At 62.6% G+C, this 22,100-nt stretch carries 24 protein-coding genes, 1 tRNA gene and 1 riboswitch; of the genes, 10 read left to right on the top strand and 15 right to left on the bottom strand.

Features of this window, described 5'->3' with window-relative positions; genetic code table 11:
- Positions 1-66 precede the first annotated feature (66 nt).
- Entirely contained in the window at positions 67-927 is an 861-nt protein-coding gene (locus ToN1_RS20995) for a Tim44 domain-containing protein (protein WP_210147883.1), read from the top strand.
- An 89-nt stretch (positions 928-1,016) separates the two neighbouring features.
- Here the strand turns inward: ToN1_RS20995 and ToN1_RS20990 are convergent, their stop codons facing one another.
- On the bottom strand, positions 1,017-1,562 hold the full coding sequence (locus ToN1_RS20990; protein ID WP_169208066.1) for a lysophospholipid acyltransferase family protein: 546 nt from the start codon (positions 1,560-1,562) through the stop codon (positions 1,017-1,019).
- 180 nt (positions 1,563-1,742) lie between these two features.
- Between ToN1_RS20990 and ToN1_RS20985 the strand changes: the two genes are divergently transcribed.
- Positions 1,743-1,819 (top strand) — tRNA-Met (locus ToN1_RS20985).
- Here ToN1_RS20985 and ToN1_RS25050 read toward each other — a convergent pair.
- On the bottom strand, positions 1,776-3,440 hold the full coding sequence (locus tag ToN1_RS25050; RefSeq protein ID WP_425305840.1) for a recombinase family protein: 1,665 nt from the start codon (positions 3,438-3,440) through the stop codon (positions 1,776-1,778). The genes ToN1_RS20985 and ToN1_RS25050 overlap by 44 nt on opposite strands.
- A complete protein-coding gene (locus tag ToN1_RS20970; RefSeq protein WP_169208065.1) occupies positions 3,437-3,586 on the bottom strand; it encodes a hypothetical protein in 150 nt (49 codons plus the stop codon). Before ToN1_RS20970 ends, ToN1_RS25050 begins: the two co-directional genes overlap by 4 nt.
- Positions 3,587-3,729: 143 nt before the next feature.
- Between ToN1_RS20970 and ToN1_RS20965 the strand changes: the two genes are divergently transcribed.
- Both ToN1_RS20965 and ToN1_RS20960 read left to right on the top strand, forming a co-directional pair.
- On the top strand, positions 3,730-4,587 hold the full coding sequence (locus ToN1_RS20965) for a helicase RepA family protein (RefSeq protein WP_169208064.1): 858 nt from the start codon (positions 3,730-3,732) through the stop codon (positions 4,585-4,587).
- Between the two features lie 96 nt (positions 4,588-4,683).
- Positions 4,684-5,565, top strand: a complete 882-nt coding sequence (locus ToN1_RS20960) for a replication initiation protein (protein ID WP_169208063.1) — start codon at positions 4,684-4,686, stop codon at positions 5,563-5,565.
- A 197-nt stretch (positions 5,566-5,762) separates the two neighbouring features.
- Here the strand turns inward: ToN1_RS20960 and ToN1_RS20955 are convergent, their stop codons facing one another.
- A complete protein-coding gene (locus ToN1_RS20955) occupies positions 5,763-6,560 on the bottom strand; it encodes a hypothetical protein (protein ID WP_169208062.1) in 798 nt (265 codons plus the stop codon).
- A 949-nt stretch (positions 6,561-7,509) separates the two neighbouring features.
- On the opposite strand from ToN1_RS20955, the gene ToN1_RS20950 reads away from it, so the two are divergent.
- From ToN1_RS20950 to ToN1_RS20940, 3 genes are read left to right on the top strand one after another with little or no spacing between them, the layout of a single operon-like run.
- On the top strand, positions 7,510-7,923 hold the full coding sequence (locus ToN1_RS20950; protein WP_169208061.1) for a DUF6573 family protein: 414 nt from the start codon (positions 7,510-7,512) through the stop codon (positions 7,921-7,923).
- 56 nt (positions 7,924-7,979) lie between these two features.
- The gene (locus ToN1_RS20945) at positions 7,980-8,153 is read left to right on the top strand and encodes a hypothetical protein (protein ID WP_210147882.1); all 174 of its coding nucleotides are present in this window, start codon (positions 7,980-7,982) and stop codon (positions 8,151-8,153) included.
- 59 nt (positions 8,154-8,212) lie between these two features.
- The gene (locus tag ToN1_RS20940; RefSeq protein ID WP_169208060.1) at positions 8,213-8,656 is read left to right on the top strand and encodes a hypothetical protein; all 444 of its coding nucleotides are present in this window, start codon (positions 8,213-8,215) and stop codon (positions 8,654-8,656) included.
- Between the two features lie 322 nt (positions 8,657-8,978).
- Here the strand turns inward: ToN1_RS20940 and ToN1_RS20935 are convergent, their stop codons facing one another.
- From ToN1_RS20935 to ToN1_RS20910, 6 genes are all read right to left on the bottom strand, one after another.
- Positions 8,979-9,746 carry a M48 family metalloprotease gene (locus ToN1_RS20935; RefSeq protein WP_210147881.1) on the bottom strand — a complete coding sequence of 256 codons (768 nt, stop codon included), beginning with the start codon at positions 9,744-9,746 and terminating at the stop codon, positions 8,979-8,981.
- A gap of 216 nt (positions 9,747-9,962) precedes the next feature.
- A complete protein-coding gene (locus tag ToN1_RS20930) occupies positions 9,963-10,559 on the bottom strand; it encodes a DUF4189 domain-containing protein (protein WP_169208058.1) in 597 nt (198 codons plus the stop codon).
- 163 nt (positions 10,560-10,722) lie between these two features.
- Positions 10,723-11,124 (bottom strand): hypothetical protein, encoded by a 402-nt coding sequence (locus ToN1_RS20925; RefSeq protein ID WP_169208057.1) that lies wholly within the window; start codon positions 11,122-11,124, stop codon positions 10,723-10,725.
- Positions 11,125-11,204: 80 nt separating this feature from the next.
- Positions 11,205-12,137: an endonuclease/exonuclease/phosphatase family protein gene (locus tag ToN1_RS20920; protein WP_169208056.1), complete on the bottom strand. Its 933-nt coding sequence runs from the start codon at positions 12,135-12,137 to the stop codon at positions 11,205-11,207.
- A gap of 165 nt (positions 12,138-12,302) precedes the next feature.
- On the bottom strand, positions 12,303-12,764 hold the full coding sequence (locus ToN1_RS20915; RefSeq protein WP_169208055.1) for a hypothetical protein: 462 nt from the start codon (positions 12,762-12,764) through the stop codon (positions 12,303-12,305).
- 104 nt (positions 12,765-12,868) lie between these two features.
- Positions 12,869-13,906, bottom strand: coding sequence for a tetratricopeptide repeat protein (locus tag ToN1_RS20910; protein ID WP_169208054.1), 1,038 nt, complete (start codon positions 13,904-13,906; stop codon positions 12,869-12,871).
- Positions 13,907-13,988: 82 nt separating this feature from the next.
- Positions 13,989-14,075: riboswitch (cyclic di-GMP riboswitch) on the bottom strand.
- Between the two features lie 651 nt (positions 14,076-14,726).
- Here ToN1_RS20910 and katG point away from each other — a divergent pair.
- Complete coding sequence (katG, locus tag ToN1_RS20905) at positions 14,727-16,922, top strand: catalase/peroxidase HPI (RefSeq protein ID WP_169208583.1); 2,196 nt, start codon at positions 14,727-14,729, stop codon at positions 16,920-16,922.
- A 61-nt stretch (positions 16,923-16,983) separates the two neighbouring features.
- Here katG and ToN1_RS20900 read toward each other — a convergent pair whose 3' ends face one another.
- Both ToN1_RS20900 and ToN1_RS20895 read right to left on the bottom strand, forming a co-directional pair.
- Positions 16,984-17,676: an HAD family hydrolase gene (locus ToN1_RS20900; protein ID WP_169208582.1), complete on the bottom strand. Its 693-nt coding sequence runs from the start codon at positions 17,674-17,676 to the stop codon at positions 16,984-16,986.
- A 15-nt stretch (positions 17,677-17,691) separates the two neighbouring features.
- The gene (locus ToN1_RS20895; protein WP_169208581.1) at positions 17,692-18,153 is read right to left on the bottom strand and encodes an NUDIX hydrolase; all 462 of its coding nucleotides are present in this window, start codon (positions 18,151-18,153) and stop codon (positions 17,692-17,694) included.
- A 183-nt stretch (positions 18,154-18,336) separates the two neighbouring features.
- Here ToN1_RS20895 and ToN1_RS20890 point away from each other — a divergent pair, with 183 nt between their 5' ends.
- Positions 18,337-18,729, top strand: coding sequence for a universal stress protein (locus tag ToN1_RS20890; RefSeq protein WP_169208580.1), 393 nt, complete (start codon positions 18,337-18,339; stop codon positions 18,727-18,729).
- A 102-nt stretch (positions 18,730-18,831) separates the two neighbouring features.
- On the opposite strand, the gene ToN1_RS20885 is transcribed toward ToN1_RS20890, so the two are convergent.
- Entirely contained in the window at positions 18,832-19,299 is a 468-nt protein-coding gene (locus ToN1_RS20885) for a hypothetical protein (RefSeq protein WP_244860845.1), read from the bottom strand.
- Positions 19,300-19,388: 89 nt separating this feature from the next.
- Between ToN1_RS20885 and yghU the strand changes: the two genes are divergently transcribed.
- Positions 19,389-20,267 (top strand): glutathione-dependent disulfide-bond oxidoreductase, encoded by an 879-nt coding sequence (yghU, locus tag ToN1_RS20880; protein WP_169208579.1) that lies wholly within the window; start codon positions 19,389-19,391, stop codon positions 20,265-20,267.
- Here yghU and ToN1_RS20875 read toward each other — a convergent pair.
- Together ToN1_RS20875 and ToN1_RS20870 are read right to left on the bottom strand one after the other, a co-directional pair.
- The gene (locus tag ToN1_RS20875; RefSeq protein WP_169208578.1) at positions 20,161-21,534 is read right to left on the bottom strand and encodes an FAD-dependent oxidoreductase; all 1,374 of its coding nucleotides are present in this window, start codon (positions 21,532-21,534) and stop codon (positions 20,161-20,163) included. The two genes, yghU and ToN1_RS20875, sit on opposite strands and share 107 nt — an antisense overlap.
- Positions 21,531-22,094, bottom strand: coding sequence for an OsmC family protein (locus tag ToN1_RS20870; RefSeq protein ID WP_169208577.1), 564 nt, complete (start codon positions 22,092-22,094; stop codon positions 21,531-21,533). The genes ToN1_RS20875 and ToN1_RS20870 overlap by 4 nt, the downstream gene beginning before the upstream one ends.
- Positions 22,095-22,100 lie beyond the last annotated feature (6 nt).

The following is a 22,100-nucleotide window of genomic DNA, read 5'->3' as shown; positions in this document are numbered from 1 at the left end:
GGACCGCGCCCCTTCGGGGAGTCCGCGGGACAAGGAACTCAAACACACAGAGGAGGCCCTGCCCTTATGAAACTCACCCGACTCCTGCTCTCCGTCTGCGCGCTCGTCCTGAGCGTCGGCCTGACGGCAAACGACGCCGAAGCCAAGCGCCTCGGCGGCGGCAAGTCGATCGGCACGCAGAGCAGCACTGCGCAATCGTCCACCACCGCCCGCACGGCAGACACCCCGACCGCACCGACGGCCGCCGCCGCAGGCCAGGCCCCGCGCAAGAACTCGTGGCTCGGCCCCGTCGCCGGCCTGGCCGCCGGCTTGGGTCTGGCCGCTCTGGCGTCGCACCTCGGCATGGGCGAAGAGTTCGCCAACATGCTCATGATCGGCCTGCTCGTGTTTGCCGCGATCGCCGTCTTCCGCCTGCTGATGCGCAAGCGCACGCAGCAGCCCGCCATGCAGTACGCGGGCATGGGCGCAGGTGGCGGCAGCATCCCGATGCAGTCGCAAGCGCAGCCCGCCTACGGTAGCGCCGCTCCTGCCACAGCCTCCGCGAGCAACGTCCTGCCGGCAGGTTTCGATGCCGAAGGCTTTGCCCGCCAGGCCAAGGTGAATTTCATCCGCCTGCAGGCTGCCAACGACGCCGGCAACCTCGATGACCTGCGCGAATTCGTGACGCCGGAAATCTTCGCCGAGCTGCAGATGCAGATCAGCGAGCGGGGCACGGCTCCGCAGCAGACCGAAGTGATGGAACTCAATGCCGAAGTCGTTGAATGCGTCGAGGAAAACCGTCGCTACCGCGTCGCCGTGCGCTTCCGCGGCCTGATCCGCGAAGAAGCCGGTGCCGCGCCCGTCAACTTCGACGAGTTCTGGCACCTCACCAAACCGGTCGACGGCAACCAGGGCTGGCAAGTCGCGGGCATCCAGCAGCTCAACTAAAAGAACCCCAGCGCCAACAAAGAGAAAAAGGGCGGCCGGACGCAAACCGGCCGCCCTTCTTCATTTTGCGCTGCCGTGCAAGGACACCTTTAGTCGAACTTGATCTCGCCCGCCTTGTCCGGGCGCCGGCCGCGCCTGCCGGCGTAAAAGTCGCGAATGTTGGCAAGGTCGCGCTCCGCGTCCCCGCTGAGGGTCACCCACGCCCCGATACCCACCTCGCGTCGGCCATAGTCGATGTACGCGAGCCCGAGCGGAACGCCTGCCTGGACCGCAAGATGATAGAAGCCGGACTTGAGTTGCGGCACATGCCCACGCGTCCCCTCGGGCGCGATCGCGATCAACAGGCGGTCCGACTCCGCGTAGCGACGCACCAGCTGAGCGACGAATCCCGTGCTGATGCGCCGATTCACCGGAATACCCCCCAGCCAGCGGAACAGCACTCCGAACGGAGGACTAAAGAGCGAGTCCTTCGCCACATAGGAAATCCGCAGGCCGGATGCAGAACGCGCGAGCACCCCGAGCGGAAAATCCCAGTTCGACGTATGCGGATACACCATCACGACCCCTTTCGGACCCGGCGGCGGCACGATCACCAGACGCCAGCCAGCCAGATGCAACAACATCCGCGCCAGCATTGCAGTTCCTCCAACAAGACGACGAACCCCCTGAAATTGCAGAAAATTCAGGGGCCGTATGAAAACTCGGCACTATCCGGCAAACGCCTCGACATGACAATCTGCGGACATCGCCGAACAAGATTTTGGAAATAGTTCTTGCGCACTTTAATGAAGTTGGCTATAGTGTTGTTTCTCCGACGCGGGGTGGAGCAGTCTGGCAGCTCGTCGGGCTCATAACCCGAAGGTCGCAGGTTCAAATCCTGCCCCCGCAACCACATTTATCTGACTTCCGGTCATAAAATCGGGAGTCAGTACGAAAAGCGAAAAAAGGCCGGCTACCATGCCGGCCGTTTTTGCTTCTAGCGTTCCGTCTTCCTTCGGCAGCAGCTCAATCGCCCCGCCAAAGAGGGACTTCAGCAGTTCGCGTGCCTCGGGGGCACGGGTCATCAGCAGGTTCTCGAGGTTGGCGATGAGGTGGTCGTACCGTGTGATAGCGGCGGCGATGACATCAGCCACGACCGGCGCGCTCCCGTGCGATTGTGCATACTCCCGCTCCAGGACGTCACGTTCCTGCTGAAGACGATTCAGTTCGTCGCGTAGAATTGTGGGGTCGATGCCGGCCTTGATGCTATCCACAAGCCGGCCGATTTGGCGTTTCACATCATCGAGACGCTTGCCGACCCGCTTCATGTCGCCGCAGGCATCGGCAAGCTGTCGGCTGGCTTCCGACGAAAGACTGAGCTTGAAACGCTCAAGCGCTGCGGGCGTCAGCAAGCGTTTTTTCAGTGCGTGCAGCACCGTCCGCTCCACCAGACTCCGGTCGACCTTCAGGCCATTCGAGCATGCAGCCGCTCCCCGGTCCTTGTGCTTTGCGCAGCCGTACCGATAGCGGTCCACGATGACGTAGTTCGACCCGCACTCGGCACACTTCAGCAGCCCGCTGAGCAGATACTTCGGTCCGGCGCCGGTACGCGCCTTCTCACCCGCCGCTGCCTGCTTCAGTCTGCTCTTGTCAGAGATGGTCTCCTGCCGCGCCTTGACCTTCGCCCACAAGTCGGCCGGTACGATTCGCAGTTCGGGCACCTCCGTTACAACCCAGAGCGATTCATCGTTTGCCTTGCGCGTGCGCTTTCCGGTGTCCGGATTTGTGACGAACCGGCCACGGTTCCAGATGTAGCGACCGTCGTACAGGGCGTTGTTCAGGATGCCACTGCCGTCCTTCGGGTCGCCGTGAATTGCAGAGCGCGCCCAGGTTCCACCCCGTGGCGCAGGGATGCCTTCTTCGTTCAGCTGCGCCGCAATCGCCATCGGGGAGTGACCATCCGCGAACATTCTGTGGATTCGCCTCACAACCGCCGCTTGCTCTTCATTGATTGTAAGAGCGTGACCGACTACCTGACCTTTCTCAACGACCGGGTTGGAGTCATAGCCGTAGGCCCGGCCGCCTGCACTCATGCCCTGTAGCGCGCGGCCTTCCAACCCCCGCTTCGTCTGGAAACGGATGTTGTCCACGTAGAGCTCATTCAATAGCCCTTTGACGGCAGCATGAATTTTTTCGCCAGGCGCGTCCGAGTCGTAGCCTTCCGAAACGCCCACAACGCGAATATCCAAGAATTTCAGGCGCTTGAGCGTCAGCCCCTGTTCCGTACCATCGCGCGCCAAACGACTGAGGTCATCCACCAGAAGCACGTCGAAAGCCCGTTTCTCGGCTGCCTGAAGCATGGCGTTGTATCCCGGCCGGGCACGGATAGTCCCTGAAATTTCCTCATCGCTGAACATGTGAGTAATCGCCATCCCCGCGCGCGCAGCAAATGCGCGGCAGTTTCGGGCCTGGTCCTCGGTGGAGGTCTTACGCTGCTTGTCGGAGCTGTAGCGCGTGTAGATAGCGGCCTTCATGCAGTGGCTCCCTCTTGTTGGATATGGGGTTGCTGGCTTGGCTCGGCGATGACCTGTTCGACGGCAATCGCCGCAATCAGCGCGATTAGTTGGGTCTCGGCGGCTGAAATTGCGTCATTTCTGGCGCTCTCGTTTTGGTGCTCCATTTACGGCGGTCCGATAACTAGGGACTACGTATAGAAAACACCACCACATCTAACTTGTAACAGTTTGTAACTGATTGCATGTCGCTAAGACTGGGTGCGAGCTTTGTGCCTATACGGTACTCCATGTCCTTTCGGAGTACCGAATGCCCCTGCAACCCCTTGACCTGACCTGGGCGCTAACCGCGCCCTTGGCGCCCCTCGATTTCGTTCTTCCGGGCCTCTTGCCAGGTACGTTTGGTCTCGTCGTTGCCCCCGGCGCCACCGGCAAATCCCAGCTCGCCTTGGAGGTATCCGCTTCCATCGCAGTCGGGCGGCCGGCGGCCGGTGGCCTCTTCCCGAGTAGCAATCCGGGGAAGGTAGTTTTCCTGGCTGGCGAAGAATCGGACCGGCTGCTTGCCGAACGTATCCGGGGCCTGCTGCTCCTGGACGAGCAGGGCGACCCAAACCTTCACAACAACCTTATCCTCCTGCCGATGGCTGGCGAGTCATGCACCTTGCTTGCCGATGGCCGCCCGACAACGCTCTACGACGAACTGCGGACCACGTCCGCCGGTGCACGCCTTGTCATCATCGACCCATTGCGCCGGATGCATGGCGGTGACGAGAACAACAGCTCCGACATGACCCGCTTCGTGGTGGCGATGGAGCAGCTTGCCAAGGCGACGGGCGCGGCGGTCGTTGGCTTACATCATGCAAATCGGGCATCCGCCGCTGATACGGCTTCGCAGCACGCCGCGCGCGGTTCCAGTGCTTTGGTTGATGGCGCCCGCTGGCAACTCAATCTATCAAGGATGGATGAGAAGACCGCCGACCAGCACATGATTTCCGAAGCCGAGCGCCCCCAGTACGTCGCCCTCGACTTCGCAAAGACCAACTATTTGCCGCCCCGCCCGCGTTGCTGGCTCAAGCGTGGGCCAGGCGGCAGATTCTCACTCGTGCAACTGCCCACCGTGGCGCCGAAGGGGCGAGCGGTCAGCGGTGCGCGCCTGCTAACCACTTAACCAGGAGAGCCCCGGCCTGCGAAAGAGGACAACCATCGGGGATTTTGCAGCACCAGGACATATTTGAAGTAACGCACCGCCGGGGCGCAAGCCCCGATGAATACCTCCACAATCTTTCAAGCCCGGCTACCCCGCCGGCCCTACTGTTCCGACGACCTTTCCCGTGGCCTGGTCATCCGCCCGGCCGCCACCGCACTGCGGCACCGGCACCTTCAGCCGAATGCGCCGCTCGAAGTGGCCTGGCTGGTCTTCGACCTCGACTATCCGGGCGCTGCATTTGCTTGGGAGAAGGCCAGGCTGCCGCCGCCCACGCTGACCGTCGTAAATCCCGAGAATGCCCACGCGCATTTGTTCTACGGCCTGACCACTCCGGTCGGCATGAGCGATGCCGCACGGGATGCACCGATTCGCTACGCGGCCGCCTTGCAGGCGGCATTCCTGGTAAAGCTGTGCGCCGACCCCGGCTATGCTGGCCTCATTGCCAAAAATCCATTCCACGACGCTTGGCGCGCCCTGTGGGTGCAGCATCTCTTCGACTTGTGCGAACTGGCCGAGTACGTCGACCTCCCCAAGCGCCGACCGCAGCTTGAAGTGCTCGGCCTCGGCCGCAACTGCAGCCTGTTCGACGAGCTTCGCGCTTGGGCATACCAGTGGGTACGAGAGTACAAGCGCAATGACTCCACGGTTGAACAGTGGCACCGGGCCGTTCTGGGGCAGGCGGAAAAGCTCAATGCTTTCACTGTGCCGCTGTCCTTCACCGAAGTGAAGGCCGTGGCCAGAAGCGTGGCCAAGTGGACCTGGCGGAATTTCAGTGATGAATCCTTCTCCGCCATCCAGTCCGCCCGTGGCAAGCGCGGTGGCCGACCAGCGACCACGACCCAGCATGGCGAACCCTGGGGTGAGCAAGGCATCAGCCGGGCGACTTACTACCGCCGTCTGAAGAGCGGCCTGCTTGTGCCAGAGGACGCCGGCCAGTGAGACAAAAGCCATATCAGATAGCAGCGCCCTCCCGCCTCCAGCGGGAGGCTACCCGGAGTACCGAAACCGCACGCAAACGAAAAACCCCGCCGGGGTCGGTGACGCGCGTCCGGCGGGGCTCACGGCGAAATTTAGGCCGTGATGAGAAATATACGTGCAGAGCGGCACCGACCCAAGCCGCTCCCCATGACCTTCCATTAGCAAAAAGATATGTCCTCGAATCTGTATAGCGACGTTTCGAAAGATAGGAACGTGTCGATGTGAACTTCTTTCCAGCCTACCGCTGCCAGGTCCCGGCAGAGTCTCTCCCGGAAGGCTGGCGTGCAGACGAACAGTACCTTTCCCCAGAGCATTCCGTCGCTCAGTAGCTCCGGGCCCGACTGGCGGAAAGCGTCACGGCCGACCGCGCCCAACCAGTGCAGCAGGCGCGCGTAGTCCTTCGCGTTCTTCCGGCTGCGCTCAACCTCGACCCACCACAGCCGTCCATCGCCACGCATGAGCACATCAGGCTTCTTTCCCGCGATGCCGTCCTCGCCGCCTAGCCAAAGCCCTTGTGCAATCTCGCGCTCCGTCGCCACCCGAAAGCCCGCAATGATGGCGCCGACCGCGACTTCGTTTGCAATGGAGCGATGCCGGAAATGCGCAGTGCTGAACGTGCGCATCAGGTCCTTGCCTGTAACCGCTGACACTCCAATCTGCAGCAGCACGCGCGCACCAGCTTCGGCTAACGCGTAAATGAGGCTGCCGTCCGGCGCTCGGCTGTTCAGCACCTGGCGCTTCTCGCGCAGGCGGCGCAGTGTCCGCTGCGCCATACGCAGGCCGGCAGCCGTCGGCACAGGTGGCTTCAGGCTCGGCTCCCCGGAGGGATTCCGAGCCCAGCGTTGCCACACAAGGGCCGCCAGGTCGCGGGTGCGCAGCCATCCGAAGCGGTGCAACGCCCGTAGCACATGCACCTCGTTCTCCCGGGCAACTGCCCGTCCGTCCTTCGTCGTCATAAGTTATCTCTCCGTAGTCGTGATAACCCGTATAGCGACGTTTCTCCTGTTCGTTTGCCGCTACGGTGGAGGACGAACAGGGGAAACGAACGGCCGCGTGGCGGCCGAGGGGCACCATGGCCTTTTCCCGGGCTGGACGCCCGGCCGGCCATTCGGGCGTCTGGACGCCGCCCGTGCCCCCGAAAAGCGGGGCGCCCCACGCCTTCCGTTATGCGCTGCGCGCGCCACTCCACGCGCGGGAAACCCGCTCAACCGTCTGCGCTGGACGCGCCGCCGGCTTTGGCTTCGCCTGCGGTCTTCACTGCGCTCGACTTGACCGGGTTTCCCGCGCGTGCCGCGTGGGGCGCCGGGGCGTTGCCCCCCGGTCGGCTGCCGGTCCGTGGGCGGACCTCTGGCGGCTGGGGCCGCCAGCGCCAACCGGCTCCCCCCAAAGCCCTCCATCGACCGCGTTTGGGCGCGGTGCGATTCCGGGGGCTGCGGGCAGTCGTGCCCTAGCCCCACGCCAAGTCCTTCGGCCCTGTCGCGGCCCCCCTGCGTCGCTCGGCTGGCGCCAAGCGACTGCGCGCCTTTCGGCTGGCCGCTGTCGTGGCACGGACTGTCGCCAGCCCGTGCGAGTCGTTGCGTCAGCTTACTGACGCAACTGCCGGCCTTGGCACAGGGGTAGCGCCTTCCGCCTCCCGAGTTCGCCGCCCGTCGATGGCGACTCTCATCCTCGCCGGTAAGCCTGCAAGAGCCTGCGGCACATGTGCGCTCCTGCGCCCGGTCCCTAGCGGGCTGCGGCCTTGGCAGCGCTCTTGCCGGCTGTCCTGATGACGTGGATGCCGTTGTCGCCAGGGCGACGAACTCAGGAAGCACGGCGGAAAGCAAACGCCCCCTCCATGCCAAGACCGGTAAGGCGTGAAGGGGGCTCGGAATCTAGGAACCCGGTCATTTTTTCAGGAGCAAGCCCATGACATCCACCGATAGCCTCGAATCCCTTTTTGGTAACGTGATTTACGCCTATTCGCGAGCCGATGCGACGGCCGATGGCGTGTTGGTCGATGTGAGCGAGGCAGCCCACGAAGCGGGTTTCCGTATTCCGATGGCGATGACGGCCGCTGCTTGGGATGACTGCGTGCAATGGTGCGAAGCGGACAGCAAGCGTCAAACGCCGCAGGATGAGGCCGGCAGACTTTGGGACGTGGTGTGGATGGCCGCGATTGCCGGGCGAAACGCCCGCGGTGAGCGGGTGCCGTTCCAGCTCTACCGCGTGCCCCGTGGCGGACGCGCCATCCGGCCCCGGCTAACGACTCTGCATCTGCACATTGGCCCGGGTGATGTCGGCGAGCCGGTCATCACCATCTTGTTACCCACCGAAGACTGACTTCCCCCGCCTCGCCGCAGGTCGGCGAGGCTCCCACCGCTTGAAAGGAGAAAAATATGTCCCGCTTCCATTTGTGCAACCCAATCAACCCAGCCACCGGCCTGCCAATGACCGACGACAGCATCGGCGGCGTCGACGTGGGCGGCAGCCCCTGGGGCACCGATATTCACTCGTACCACAACCCGTGGTCCTCGTCGGGCTGGGAAAACAATTTTCACGCGCCGGTGTAAATGCCGAGGGTCGGCGTGCCTATACGTACATGTAACCCTTTCATGTAACGGAGCAGGATATGACCGACCCTATCTCAAGCACAAACCCCACCGCTGATACCCTCCTGAACGATACGCCACTCGATGTCGCCGGCGCTGCACGCGAACTGGGTCTCAAGCCCGTCCGCGCCTGGGTGCCGGACGAGAAGAAGAAAGCCAGCACGGCCGGGGCCGAGCGAGTTCGACGTTGCCGAGCAAAGGCGGAGCAACAAGGATTCAAGCAACTGAGTATCACGGTGTCTGCCGAACTGCACCCGATGCTCAAGACCCTGGCTGCCAGGACGAAGGCCGGTGAGCCCGCTGAGGCGGTGCTCGCCGAACTCCTTCCGGAGTCCAGCATTTCGCCCTCAGTTACCGCCGACAAGCACCCGGAATCCTCAGTCGCGTGGTTAGACGCGCTGCCAGCTTGGCGTCGCTGGCTATTGCGCTGGCTTCTGCCTCGTGGTGTCGCGAGCACTCGTTGAGATACGCTCGCACACGCACCTAGGCTTGCGCGTGCGGGCATAGGTCACGTATGGACCTACGCGGCGAACGGCAACTAGGAAGATTGGCTAGCGCGCAAAGTGCAGGCGGGGCCTAGCAGCCTCTCAGCCAAGTACATCAAAGACGCCTCGCCGTCGGGCCTGTTTGTGGGCGCCGCCAAGAAGGAGTTCGAGGCGAGCCGGACCACGGCATGTTCCCCGGTGCTCGAGAAGCGGGAGCTCGCGCGCCACGGCATGGAGCGCTAAGCACGTACCGCCCGCGGGATGACGGCACGCCGCACGGGCGCGCCCTTCCGTGGTGCCCTCAGCGCGAGGACGACTCCAGCACGGCCGCAATCGCCGCGAGCCGACGGTTACGCGAGTAATGAGTCTCGCCCTCGTCGTCCTTCGAGTAGTTCTCGGACTCCACAACTTCGCTCAACAGACTGGCGGCGCTCGGCACTGAATAGTTGCGCGCCACCTGACGGGCCGCCCATTCGTCGGCATCGAGCTCCAACCGCTTGATACGCTCACGGAACGCCGTCAGGTCCGGGTTATCGAACCCGGCTTTGACAGTCGCGACGAGGTCTTTCGGGTCGGTGCAGGCCGGGCAGTAGGCAAGCTGCTCCCGGTAGGCATCGATGGACGCTGTAAGTCGATGGTTCAGAAAACCATGGGCGTACTCGTGCGCCACCGTGAAAGCGAGTCTAAGCTCAGTGGCATCCTGCGCCAATTCGCCCGAAATCATCGCGTTGTACCCGTCCGACTGACTTCCGTAAGGCATTACCAGATTCACGAAGATACGTTTGTGCGGAATGCCTAGCTTGCGTGTGATAGCCAACACGCGCGGGTAGCCGGTCGCCGGCTCGATGAACAGCGTGTCCTTCGTTGGGTCATCAATGTTCCAAGGCGACTCCGATGCGCGGATGAGCCCGACGATGTCCTTCTGAATCGCGCGGCCCCCTCGCTCCACGACATCTGCCGGCACCGGAGCGGCCTTACCAGCCCCGTCCGCGAGCGCCGCGTTTGCAGCGAGAATTGAGAACAGCCCTAGCAAAACCGACTGATAAACACGCATGACGTCATCTTCCACTGAATAGGCGCATCGCACTCATTCTTATGCACTGAAAAAGGGGGCAGGCTCGACTTAACACTGTGTAAATGAATGAACGGCAAGAACGCGACCTGTTGGGGGTTCTGGTAGGTTCGTGCGTGTTGGCGCTGCGATGCCGCCGCGGTGAGATTGGATAAATGCTCTACACCACACCCTGATCTCCAATCGAAGATCAGGGGGCACTCCGAATAGCTCTCAGCAGGAGGGGGCGGGATAGACCCACTGATTTTGGAAGTTATCAAACCGCGAGTTAACCTTGACATGCATCTTGCATCCATTCTCATAGGAAACGATGCAATCTCCATTGCTGCAGGTTGATTGGCAACGGAGTGTGGCTGTACGAGGCCTGCAATCGCCACCGGTTACATTCGCTACCGGCTTCGCAGAAAACCCGGCGAAGTCCTCCCAGTACTTGATGTTTTCGGACGGGCAATTATTGTAATTCTTACTGCAACCGTCGTATGCCGCATCCACTGCGGCTTGGGATGATTCAGCACCGGTGATCCAACTGCACCCGCCATCGCCACAGACGATTGCTCCATATCCGGGGCCTTTTGCGCGCATCGCAATCTTGCACTTGCTTGCAAGGTTGCCTATGCCACTCTTACGTGCTTCAACGCGGCAGCCCTCCAAAGCGTGAGCATCTGCTTCCTTTTGGGATTCGTAATTGCTTGTCCTGGACCACGTCTCTAGCACGTGGCCGTCAATTGCCGAAATTGATGTGAATGCAAAGGCATTGATATAAAGAAAGCTGAATGCAAGCCCTGACAACAAACGCAATGCGGTAGCCACCGTGCCTCCTCTAACTCGCAAGTCTAATCCGAAAATTCAGTCTCGATTCTAAATCGTGATCCTTTACTACGGCCGCTTAGGTGTAGCTTTTTGTTCGCTCGTTTCCTTGATGTTGTTACAAGTCACCATAATGAGCCAATTGCCGCGCGCCTGGTCAGAACGCTCACTTCTCGTTGTTCAGCTTCTCAAGTTCCCTCAATGCGTCCTTCCCCGCTGCAACGGCTTGCATCGCCTGCTCGCGGACGGTAACTGACTCATTCAGCTGAGATATTAGATTCGGACAATCAGCAATGTCCTTTTCACTTAACCGTTGGTTCATGACCTGCGACGCGATGCGCTCAAACTGTTTTGATTCATCTGCATTCGCGCCTAGCGACTTGATGTAACGCTTTGAGAACGCCACATAATTCGAAGCGTATTTTTTTCCACCGCAGGACTTGGCAATGTATCGGAACAAGCGCTCGCCTTCGGCGGCCTCAACTAACTGCTGCTGAGTTGCAGCGACCGCATGGATGCTAAACAGCGCGAAACCCGCCGCCAATGCGGCGCGAACTTTGTGGTGCATACGAACTTCCTCCCGTGAATTGTTAAAACACAGCCTGTCGAATAGACTATTTTCTATTTGCATCCAATCTGCATGTCAAATCAAGGCTCTTCGGTGCTGTTGGTTAGAGCTTCCGCTTCATTTGGTACCGTGGATGGGAGTCCCAGTACAACGTAGACCGGGCGATGGTCTGAGCCCATGCGTGGGCCGACTCCACGGTCAACGACGCGCCAGTGGGGGCTCACGACGACCTGGTCGATGGGAATTGCTGGCAGGAGGGCGGGCCACGTCGGTTCAAGGCCAGTCGCCCGCCGCAGGCCATGCGCTGCGAAAGGATGCATGGCAGTGGACCAGGGCGTCGCATTGAGGTCGCCTGCGATAATAGCGGGTAGCATTGTGCCGACCGCCCAGCTTGCCTCCGACTCAAACAGCGCGGCACGCAGCACGTGATAATGCGAGTTTACGGGCGGCATCGGATGCAGGGCGGAGAGCGCGACCTCGATGGCACCAATACGTACACGGGTGCGGATATGGGGCGTTTGCCCGTGCGCCTCGCGGACTTCACTCAAAGCAAGAGGATGGCGGGACAACACGGCGAGACCGAACGGTCCCTCCTGTACGTGCACGACCCGATGCGGGAAGCGCTCCCAGCGCCCGAACTCGCCCGCGACCGATGGCGTGACTTCCTGCATGACTACCACATCAGCGCCGAGGCTCTCGGCCCATCCGTGCAAAGGCGACGGATTCTCGCCGTGCAGATTAGCCGTTACGACGGTGAGCGACTGCTGCGGTCGGGGCACGACCGCATAAGTCTCTGGGCTCGCGAATCCCCAGCCAAGCGCCAGAGCACTTAGGCCCGAAAGCGCCCAGGCATACGAGCCTATGGCCAGGAGCCACGTCGCGCACACCCCGCCAAACACGAGATACACCCACTGCCAGTGGGACGCAAGGTCGAGCAGCCAAGCGAGCGTTGAATGGCTTTCGGGCAGCCCAGTCGTCAGCGGGGTCAGGGCTCCGACAAGGCTAAACGCCAACAGAACTTTGGCCCGGCGGCGAGACTGCGGCGTTGATGGGGGCATGAGGTGGATAAAATTTGGTGGTCCCAACGGGTGCGTAGACTTTGCGGCTGAAGAGCGCGCCGTTCTGCATCCGCAACTCAACCCGGCCTGCCCGTCGGTCGACTAGACGTTCATGTCTTTTCAGGTGCCCGAAGCGACGCCGGTAATGGGGTCAACCTTGCCCGTGGTGCCACGCTTGGGGTCGGTCAGACACACCGTGTCGGTCCCGCGGCAGATGATGCCTTGATACTCTGGCTCGGGCCCATTCACTTCATGGAGCATGCCGGCGAGCTTGTACTGAACAACATCTCCGACACCCAGTGGCTCAGGTATCAGCATCACGACTTGAGCCGTGGTGAGGTCCAGGAGCTTCCGTTCAATCTCAAGGACTGCGAGCGTGCGCTCTTTGCACTGCGCGACAGTAATCTTGCCGTCCTTGAATTGATCGCAAATCTTGGCTTGTTCGGCCTTGTCGACGATTTTTTGGGCACGAAAGCGCATCACGTCCCCGGCCTTATAGCCGGCAACGTGGGACAGTGTGGTGGCACAGCCGGAAAGCCCAAGCAGGGCAACAAGCAGCAGGGGCAAACGAAAGTGAAGCATTTTCACCTCTCTAGACAGCGTGGAATGGGATTACCTTTGAGTCGCCACCATTTAGTCAAAATACGAAGTGGATAGCGGCGGAGAGGCTAGGCAGCCACAGCGGCTTACCGACAGTTTCCGGAATCGCTCGACCCAAAGACTTCGCAATATCTGAAATCTCCCGGCATCGGAAGGCGGTTTACCCCGGAGAAGTGAGATGAGCTCGCGCTATCCAGTGGAACTAGGTCACCCGCGAAAGCCCCGGTTCTCCCCCGCACTTTTTTCGCGTCTGCCAGTTGCATTTCTCTCAATTTGACTGCCTCTGCCGTTAAGAGCTGAGCCTTCTTTTTTTGTTCAGGAGAGGCTTCCTCATTATTTATGACTTGAGCAAACCACTTTCGGGCCCCGTCGTAATCCGGCGTCATGACTTTTCCCTTCCCCTGCATATACAGTAACCCAGCCATGAACTGGGCACCTGCGTGGCCGAGATTCCCTGCCTCCTCATACAATTCGTGCCCGCTATACGGGCGAAATTTTGGATTTCCGCTGGAGCGTGGCACCAGGTACACGTCACCCAGCTCAGCCTTTGCCTCCCTAAGACCTTGGTCCGCCGCCTTCTTGAGCCAAAGGGCTGCGGCCTCATAGTCCACTGCGTAGCCGTCCAGCCCAAAGCGGTATGCGTCACCAAGCCAAAACTGGGCAACTCGGTCATTAGCCTCTGCAGCTTCCTTGCGCAATCGGATAGCCGTAGCCTTATCGGTCATACCTGAGTGACCGAAATAGAGGCTCCAGGCAACTTCTGTCTTGGCGCCCACGTGCCCCTTCGCCATGGCTCGCTCGAACCACGCGAGCGCATCGTTACCTTTTCCCCGCTGGGAAAGGGTCAGAGCAAAGTCAAACTGTGCATCCGGGTGTCCACCTGTCGCGGCGGTCCTTAGCCAAGCGTCGGCCTCCCGTTCGTCTTTGCGGAGTCGATAGGCATGGGAAATTAGGTATTGTGCTGATATATCCCCGCCTTTTGCTGGCCCGACCAACTCGGCAATCGCGCGCTCCGGATTGCCTGTCAGGTAGTCAACTTCTTCTTGCGTTAGCGCGGCGAAGGATATGTGTGCCCACAAAGATAATAGGGCGCCTAACGTGAATAGATGCCACTTCGAGCGCATTACACCTCCGAGGACTGCGGTTGACCGCGATACGTTAGCCCGAGCAGTCCGAGGAGAAGTGAGACGACACCTCTGCATCCAGGTGTGCAGCCCGGCCACCATCCCATTTAGGGAACAGGTCCGAAGGCTTTGCGTCCCGCCGTTTCCGAACGGTATGCCGATTTAGATAGAATAACCCAATTCTGAATTGATATGAAACAGTTTGTAAAGCGCGCATATCGATGCCAACTTGATATGCATCAAGGAAATAATTGTGCGATTCACAAGGTTTCGACTGGCGCTTAGGTGCGCAGCTATTGGCGTCGAACGGCCTCTGGTCACGAGTTCGTGAATGAAAATACGTCGGAACAGCGGAACGGATGCTGGCAGCACAGGCTCAGATGGGCCGGTTCTTCCTTCGCGTGGCACTTCGGATACGTCGTCCGCTTGCCGGCAAGATGATGGCAACGGGAGCCGTGAAATAAATGTCTAATCCTGCCCCCGCAACCAAATAAATCAAAGGCCTGCACTCGTGCAGGCCTTTGTCTTTTCGGTCGTCGATCGATTCAGCGGTAAAGCCCCCCCCTGCTCCTGACACCAGGCCATTCCGGTAACAGCGCCGTGCTCGAGGCAACCCCACCCGAGCACCTCCCCGCCCACGATTCCGCTCACTGCAGGCGTCGCCCGCGCCCCATGCATCCACTGTGTGCCGGGCACATACTTGGCCGGCATGACCCGAAACTATCACGCCGATGCATAGAAATCGTTAGAAACAGCAATGCCGGGCGTCTAAGGTGAGTATCGCTTCCGCCTCACTCACCCCTTCAAGGAGAGCTTGCGCATGAACAACGAGAATAAGTGTCCCTTCACCGGCATGCATGGCGCACGTACGACGGTCGGCGTTCGCTCGAACCGGGACTGGTGGCCGAACCAGCTAAACCTGAAAATCCTTCACCAGCACGCCCCGGCTTCCAATCCGATGGGCGCCGAATTCGACTACGCCACCGAGTTTCGGAAACTCGACCTGACCGCACTGAAGAAGGACCTGCACGCCCTGATGACGGATTCGCAGGACTGGTGGCCCGCCGACTGGGGGCACTACGGCGGCCTGTTCATCCGCATGGCGTGGCACAGCGCGGGCACCTACCGCACTGCCGATGGCCGGGGTGGCGGCGGCACGGGAAACCAGCGCTTTGCGCCGGTCAATAGCTGGCCGGACAACGGCAATCTGGACAAGGCACGCCGCCTGCTCTGGCCGATCAAGCAGAAGTACGGCAACAAGATCTCCTGGGCCGATCTGATGATCCTGGCGGGGAACTGCGCACTCGAATCCATGGGCTTCAAAACCTTTGGCTTCGGCGGCGGACGCGCCGACATCTGGCAGCCCGAGGAGGATATCTACTGGGGCAACGAGGACACCTGGCTTGGCGACAAGCGTTACAGCGGGGACCGCGAACTGGCCAATCCGCTGGCCGCGGTGCAGATGGGACTGATCTACGTGAACCCGGAAGGCCCGAATGGCAACCCGGATCCGGTGGCCTCCGGTCGCGACGTGCGCGAGACCTTCGCCCGCATGGCCATGAACGACGAGGAGACCGTGGCGCTCGTCGCCGGCGGTCACACCTTCGGCAAGGCGCACGGCGCCGGCGACCCGGCCCTCGTCGGCCCCGAGCCCGAAGGCGCTCCCATCGAAGCGCAAGGCCTGGGCTGGATCAACCGTTTCGGTTCCGGCAAGGGCGGCGACACCACCACCAGCGGCATCGAGGGCGCGTGGAAACCGAATCCGACCACGTGGGACAACGGCTACTTCAACATGCTCTTCGGCTACGAATGGGAACTGACCGAGAGCCCGGCCGGGGCCCACCAGTGGGTGGCAAAGGACGTCAAGCCGGAACACATGATTCCGGACGCGCACGATCCGTCGAAGAAACACCCGCCGATGATGACCACGGCCGACCTGTCGCTACGTTTCGACCCGATCTACGAACCCATCGCGCGCCGCTTCCATCAGGATCCGCAGGCCTTCGCCGACGCGTTTGCGCGCGCGTGGTTCAAACTGACCCACCGCGACATGGGACCCAAGGCCCTCTACCTCGGCCCCGAGGTGCCGGTCGAAGACCTGATCTGGCAGGATCCGATTCCCGCCGTCGATCACCCCCTGATCGACAGCGCGGACATCGCCGGGCTGAAGGCCAGGATCATGGCCTCGGGCTTGTCGGTCGCCGAGCTGGTTTCCACCGCCTGGGCCTCGGCGTCCACCTTCCGCGGCTCGGACAAGCGCGGCGGCGCCAACGGCGCACGCATCCGTCTGGCACCGCAGAAGGACTGGGAGGCGAATCAGCCGGATCAATTGGCCAGGGTCCTGGCAACGCTCGAGGAGATCCAGCAAGCGTTCAACCGCGCCCAGACAGGCGGGAAGAAAGTCTCGATGGCCGACCTGATCGTGCTGGGCGGCTGCGCGGCGGTTGAAGCTGCGGCCAAGGCCGCCGGACATGCGGTGGACGTCCCCTTCACCCCGGGCCGCGGGGACGCCTCACAAGCGCAGACCGATGTGGAATCGTTCGCCGTTCTGGAACCGCTCGCCGATGGTTTCCGCAATTACCAGAAGCAGGCATGCACGGTGTCCGCCGAGGAGATGCTGGTGGACAGGGCGCAGCTCATGACCCTGAGCGCGCCCGAGATGGCGGTGCTGGTCGGCGGCCTGCGGGTGTTGGGCGCCAACGCGGGGAATTCGCCGCACGGCGTGTTCACGAAACGGCCTCAGGCGCTGACGAACGATTTCTTCGTCAATCTCCTCGACATGGGCACGGTCTGGACGCCGGCCTCGGAGGCGGGGGATCGCTTCGAAGGACGTGACCGCAAGACTGGCGAGGCCAGGTGGTCAGGGACTCGGGTGGACCTCATCTTCGGTTCCAACTCGCAGCTGCGCGCATTGGCCGAGGTCTATGCACAGGACGATGCACAGGAGAAGTTCGTGCGCGACTTCGTGGCAGCGTGGAACAAGGTGATGAACCTGGACCGCTTCGACGTGAAGTGATCTGAACGCGACGTTCCGGGGATCTCGGCGCGGGGCGGATCCGCTCGGCGCCGGAATCGCCTCATCTCAGTGCGTCGCACAGATCGCCGAGGCTCGACAATTCCAGGTCCGGACGCTCATCGTGCGGCCACGTCGCCTGCGTACGGTTGAGCCAGGCAGCCTGCATGCCGGACTTGAGCGCGCCCAGGACGTCCAGCAGCATGTCGTCGCCCACGTGCAGCACCTCATGCGACTGGACTCCCGCCGCGTCGGCAGCGGCATGGAAGATCCTCGGATCGGGTTTGGACAGGCCTATCTTCGTCGCGGCGACACTGGCGACGAAGAACGGCTCCAGTCCGATGCGCCCGAGCTCGGCATTGCCGTTGGTGAGGCTCACCAGCGGATAGCGCGCGGCGAGGAACTCCAGCGCGGGCAATGCGTCCGGGAAAAGGGTGACGTTCTGGCGCTCGGCGAAGAAGAGCTCGAAGGCGGGCTCCGCCAGTTCCGGGTCGTCGCCCGAACTGGAAAGCGCGACGCGGATCGATTCGCGGCGCAATGCGGCGAGGTCGTGCGCAAGATCCGGTCGCTGCAGTTCCATCGCGTTGCGGATCTGGCGCAGTGTCTGCGGCGTGGGGTAGCGCTCGGCCGTCATTGGCGCGTTGACGACGAGCCACTCGTGGAGGACCTTTTCCGCGCGCTCGATGGTGGGCCAGATGGGCCACAAGGTATCGTCGAGGTCGAGCGATATGGCCCGGATCGTTTGCAGGTTGCGCATGCGGGCGAGCTTACCTCATCTGCTCGGGGAGGCCAGCGTTCGTGCGTTCGCAAGCAGCCCCCGGTCGACAAGCAGTCGCCGCATGCTGTTCGCCAGCACGGACGGCAACTGCGCATCGGCGGTCCAGGCGAAAGCATCGATTTCGGGCACCTGCCGGCCGGTTTCATAGTGGGCGAAGTAACTGGTGCATCGGCAGAGTTCGGGCCGGACCTCGCTTGTTGTGGTGACGACGGCAAACAGGTGCAAGTCCTTGCCCCGGTAGTAGGCGTGGCGACCAATGTCGACGAGGCGATCGGACGTGAACTCGAGACCGAACTCTTCGTGAGCCTCCCGCAGTGCGCAAGTCATCGGCTCTTCGCCTTCCTCGAGGAGCCCCTTGGGCAGATCCCAGTGACTGCTCCCCGTCGAGTGACCGAGAAGCAGCTCGGCGCGCTCATTGATGACCAGCAGGCCGCAGGAGAGTTGGTTGACAGTCATGGGGGCAGAAGCTTTCGTCGTGAAACAGTGGAATGAGGAAAAAACAGTGTGCGCGTATCGCATCCGACTCGCGACAAAGGAATACGGTTCCGAATGCGGTGTTGTACGATGCATGCAATCCGGCCGGCGCGAATCAGGCGATCCGGCCGGCAACCCTGCCGTCACACGATACGAGGAATAACCATGACCATCATCGTCGCTTATGCCCCTCGCCCGGAAGGCCGCGCCGCCGTCGATAAGGGAATCGAGCTCGCGCGCCGTTTCGAGGAGCATCTCATCGTCGTCAATGCGGGCCCGGGCGGCACGGCAAGCGATCCGTCGCTCGCCGACACCGCCGACGCGGAGGACATCGAGAAGCTGCTCGTCGCGTCCGGGGTGGACGCTGAATTCAAGCAGTTCGTGCGCGGCAACAGCGCGGTCGAGGAGATCGAGGAGATGGCCGAAAGGCTGCAGGCGTCCCTCGTCATCATCGGCCTGCGCAGGCGCTCGCCGGTGGGCAAGCTGTTCCTCGGCAGTACCGCCCAGGATCTCCTGCTCAAGGTCAGCTGCCCAGTGCTCGCGGTCAAGGCCGGCTGACGCACGGACATCGCGGCGCGACGCGGAATCGGGGCCGTACCTCGCCCCGGTTTTGCGCAAGCGGCGCGGTCCCACCCACGCACAGATCATGTCTCAACAGCCCTAGCGCTGGAAGCAGGTCTCGTTGCCGAAATTCCCGCCTTTGAATTCGGGCTGGTAGTAGTACTTCGTGAACGTCCACTTGCCGTTCTTGGCCTTTGTGAACGACGCCAGTCCGGTGCCGTAGTCCTTGGGCGCCGGATCGGTGTTCGCGAAAAAGATCCCCATTTCCCTGCCCTTCGCCGCCGCGTGGCCGGGGTACTCGCCATATCCGGACACCTCGAGCTTGAAGCGATAGGCACCATGCTCGCCATTGCTCTGTGACGGCACGAGCTCCAGGGTCACGACACCGTTGTACGGTCCTTCATGGCTGTCCATGCCCCGGCAGTCGTAAACGCCGCTGTAATCCGTTCCCTTGAACGGCTGCGGCGCCATGCGCATCGAGGCGGGCTTCGCGGCGGACACCGTCTGAGCCACGACGGGAGCCGAGCACAGCATGAGCACGAGAAATGCGGACGATGGAATTTTCATGGGCGCGGGATGTCGATGAGGATTCGATATTCTAAATGCGAAGCGCTGCAGGACTTCGGGTGCCGAGCCGACGATTTGAGGACATCTCGATGAGCGACAATACGTACACACCACCGAAAGTCTGGAAATGGGAGGCCCCGAGCGGCGGCAAGTTCGCCAGCATCAACCGCCCCATCGCGGGCCCCACGCACGAGAAGACGCTGCCGGTGGGCAGGCACCCGTTGCAGCTGTATTCGCTGGCGACGCCGAATGGTGTGAAGGTCACCATCATGCTGGAGGAACTGCTCGAATGCGGGATCACCGGGGCCGAGTACGATGCGCACCTGATCCGCATCACCGAAGGCGACCAGTTCGGCAGCGGCTTCGTCGCGGTGAATCCCAACTCCAAGATCCCAGCCCTGCTCGACCGCAGCGTCACTCCGCCGCAACGGGTGTTCGAGTCCGGCACGATCCTGCTGTACCTCGCGGAGAAGTTCGACGCCTTCCTGCCGAAGACGCTCGCCGGGCGCACCGAGTGCCTGTCGTGGCTGTTCTGGCAGATGGGCAGCGCGCCCTTCCTCGGTGGCGGCTTCGGCCATTTCTACGCCTATGCGCCGGAGAAATACGAATACCCGATCAACCGCTATGCAATGGAGGCCAAGCGCCAGCTCGACGTGCTGAACCGCCAGCTGGCCGAGCGGCGCTACATCGCGGGCGACGACTACACGATCGCCGACATCGCGATCTGGCCTTGGTACGGAGGCCTCGTGCTGAATCAGGTGTATGAGGCGGCCGAATTCCTCGAAGCGCACACCTACACGCACGTCCTGCGCTGGGCGCGCGAAATCGCCCAGCGGCCGGCCGTGCAGCGCGGGCGCAAGGTCAATCGCACCTGGGGCGAACCGCGCGATCAGCTTCGAGAGCGCCATGACGCGAGCGACTTCGAGTTCCGGACGCAGGACAAGCTCGCGACGGACCGGGACGACTGAGGGCGTCCAGGTATCCGGCCAGGTGCCCGGCCAGATCCTGGGCATCATCCTCTGCACCGTGGATGAAGCTCGACTTGCGCCGGCGCAGGAAGGGAAGCCCCATCACGTACAGGCCGGGGGCGTCGGCGACGCCGCCGTTGTGGCGGATGTTCCCCTTGGCGTCGAGCACCGGCAGCTTCAGCCACGAGTAGTCCGGCCTGAAACCCGTGGCCCAGATAACGGTGCGGATGCCCTCCCGCTTCAGATTCAGCCCGAGGATCTTTTTTTCCGGCAGACGCGTCGCGTCGAAGCGTTCCGCGGGCGGTAGCGATCCGTCGTCGATATGCGTCGCCGCCCACGTGTCGATCGTGGCGAGCAGTCGCGCCATCTTGAGGTCGGCCAGCGCGCAGACATTGCGCAGCGCCCCTGAGAACTGCACCTGCCCGTCCCGGACGTTGGCGACGCGCCCAACGAGGCGTGCGCCGCCGGCGCTCAGGGCATTGAGATCCATGATCGCCCTCTCGCGCGAGCCGATGAGCTGCGGCGAGGCGACGCCACGCGCCCGGCTCAGGTCGTCCAAGGCGTCGTAACGCTGGTCGAGGAGGCCCGCCGCATGCATCCACCACTGGATGTCGCGCCCCCGGTACATGCGCGGCATGCGCACGTGCTCGCCGATGGCGAGGGTCACCGGATGGCCGGCGCGCTGCAGCTCGTCGGCCAGCTGCAGCCCGGTCGCAGAGGCGCCGACCACGAGCACCCCGCCCGCTTCGACTTGGCCCGGGTTGCGGTACTGGTAGGGCGTGAGCTGGGCGACGCCCCCGGGCAGCGAGGCGCCGATCCGCGGCACCGACGGCCGCGCGAACGCGCCGCTCGCGAGGACCACCGCCCGGCAGCGCCAGCGGCCGCGGTCGGTGTCGACGCGGTAGCCCGCGTCATCGGCCATCACCGCCCTGACCGTCGTGCCCGTGCGTACCGGCGCACCGCTGGTCCGTGCGTAGCGGGCGATGAAGGCTGCCACCTCGTCGCGGCGCATGTAGCCGTCCGGGTCGTCGCCGTCGTACGCCATGCCCGGCAGGCGGGTGAGCCAGTTGGGCGTGAGAAGCCGCAGCGAATCCCAGCGCTCGTGACGCCAGGCGTTCGCGACCTCGCCACGCTCGAGGACCACGTGGTCGATGCCGCGCCGGCCGAGACAGTGGCTCATGGCCAGGCCGCTGTGGCCGGCACCGACGATGACGACATCGACGGTGCCGACCTGCAGCGATCCGGCGGAGAAGGCCGCCGCGTTCATGACACCATGACCGACACGTCGGTCGGATTGGTGAAGATGTCGAACACCGCGGAGCGCTTCTGCGACTGCGCCACCAGCGCCTCGATCTCCTCGCGGGTCGCGTCGGCGTCGATGTCGAAGATCACTTTCACGCCGTCGAAGCCGTTGCGCACCTCGCTGTCGATGCCGAGGATCCCCTGCAGGTCCATGCCGGCCTCGAGCGTGGCCTTCACCGAACGGAGCTGGATGTTGCGGTTCTGGGCCACGGCGGCGATCCCCGCCGTCAGGCATCCGGCCAGCCCCGCCAGCACGATCTCGACCGGCGTGGCGCCATGATCCTCGGCCGCGAACAACTCCGGGTGGTCGCTGTCGATGCGGTGCGCCATGCGGTGCATCTGCTCCTCGCCGAGGCCGAAGTAGCTGTCGATGGTCGAACGCGCGTGGGTGCCGTTGATCCACTCGCAGGTGGCGCGCCAGTTGAAGCGCGCGGCTTCCGGCATCTTGCTGAGCGCTTCGCGCGCGCCGAGCAGGGCCTCGACGTTGATGCCGTTGTCGACACGCATTTGTGTTTGGGCGTCCATTTTCCG

This window comes from Aromatoleum petrolei (assembly GCF_017894385.1).
Lineage (GTDB): Bacteria > Pseudomonadota > Gammaproteobacteria > Burkholderiales > Rhodocyclaceae > Aromatoleum > Aromatoleum petrolei.
This window is presented reverse-complemented; position numbering and strand designations above follow the sequence as displayed.

Excerpts from the sequence above, each read along its gene's own strand:
- ToN1_RS20945 (WP_210147882.1), top strand. The coding sequence starts at position 7,980 with ATGTCCCGCTTCCATTTGTGCAACCCAATCAACCCAGCCACCGGCCTG.
- ToN1_RS20950 (WP_169208061.1), top strand. The coding sequence starts at position 7,510 with ATGACATCCACCGATAGCCTCGAATCCCTTTTTGGTAACGTGATTTAC.
- katG (WP_169208583.1), top strand. The coding sequence starts at position 14,727 with ATGAACAACGAGAATAAGTGTCCCTTCACCGGCATGCATGGCGCACGT.
- ToN1_RS20875 (WP_169208578.1), bottom strand. The coding sequence starts at position 21,534 with ATGAACGCGGCGGCCTTCTCCGCCGGATCGCTGCAGGTCGGCACCGTC.
- ToN1_RS20895 (WP_169208581.1), bottom strand. The coding sequence starts at position 18,153 with ATGACTGTCAACCAACTCTCCTGCGGCCTGCTGGTCATCAATGAGCGC.
- ToN1_RS20955 (WP_169208062.1), bottom strand. The coding sequence starts at position 6,560 with ATGACGACGAAGGACGGACGGGCAGTTGCCCGGGAGAACGAGGTGCAT.
- ToN1_RS20890 (WP_169208580.1), top strand. The coding sequence starts at position 18,337 with ATGACCATCATCGTCGCTTATGCCCCTCGCCCGGAAGGCCGCGCCGCC.
- ToN1_RS20995 (WP_210147883.1), top strand. The coding sequence starts at position 67 with ATGAAACTCACCCGACTCCTGCTCTCCGTCTGCGCGCTCGTCCTGAGC.
- ToN1_RS20885 (WP_244860845.1), bottom strand. The coding sequence starts at position 19,299 with ATGAAAATTCCATCGTCCGCATTTCTCGTGCTCATGCTGTGCTCGGCT.
- ToN1_RS20910 (WP_169208054.1), bottom strand. The coding sequence starts at position 13,906 with ATGCGCTCGAAGTGGCATCTATTCACGTTAGGCGCCCTATTATCTTTG.
- ToN1_RS20915 (WP_169208055.1), bottom strand. The coding sequence starts at position 12,764 with ATGCTTCACTTTCGTTTGCCCCTGCTGCTTGTTGCCCTGCTTGGGCTT.
- ToN1_RS25050 (WP_425305840.1), bottom strand. The coding sequence starts at position 3,440 with ATGAAGGCCGCTATCTACACGCGCTACAGCTCCGACAAGCAGCGTAAG.
- ToN1_RS20965 (WP_169208064.1), top strand. The coding sequence starts at position 3,730 with ATGCCCCTGCAACCCCTTGACCTGACCTGGGCGCTAACCGCGCCCTTG.
- ToN1_RS20900 (WP_169208582.1), bottom strand. The coding sequence starts at position 17,676 with ATGCGCAACCTGCAAACGATCCGGGCCATATCGCTCGACCTCGACGAT.
- yghU (WP_169208579.1), top strand. The coding sequence starts at position 19,389 with ATGAGCGACAATACGTACACACCACCGAAAGTCTGGAAATGGGAGGCC.
- ToN1_RS20940 (WP_169208060.1), top strand. The coding sequence starts at position 8,213 with ATGACCGACCCTATCTCAAGCACAAACCCCACCGCTGATACCCTCCTG.
- ToN1_RS20960 (WP_169208063.1), top strand. The coding sequence starts at position 4,684 with ATGAATACCTCCACAATCTTTCAAGCCCGGCTACCCCGCCGGCCCTAC.
- ToN1_RS20925 (WP_169208057.1), bottom strand. The coding sequence starts at position 11,124 with ATGCACCACAAAGTTCGCGCCGCATTGGCGGCGGGTTTCGCGCTGTTT.
- ToN1_RS20870 (WP_169208577.1), bottom strand. The coding sequence starts at position 22,094 with ATGGACGCCCAAACACAAATGCGTGTCGACAACGGCATCAACGTCGAG.
- ToN1_RS20990 (WP_169208066.1), bottom strand. The coding sequence starts at position 1,562 with ATGCTGGCGCGGATGTTGTTGCATCTGGCTGGCTGGCGTCTGGTGATC.
- ToN1_RS20970 (WP_169208065.1), bottom strand. The coding sequence starts at position 3,586 with ATGGAGCACCAAAACGAGAGCGCCAGAAATGACGCAATTTCAGCCGCC.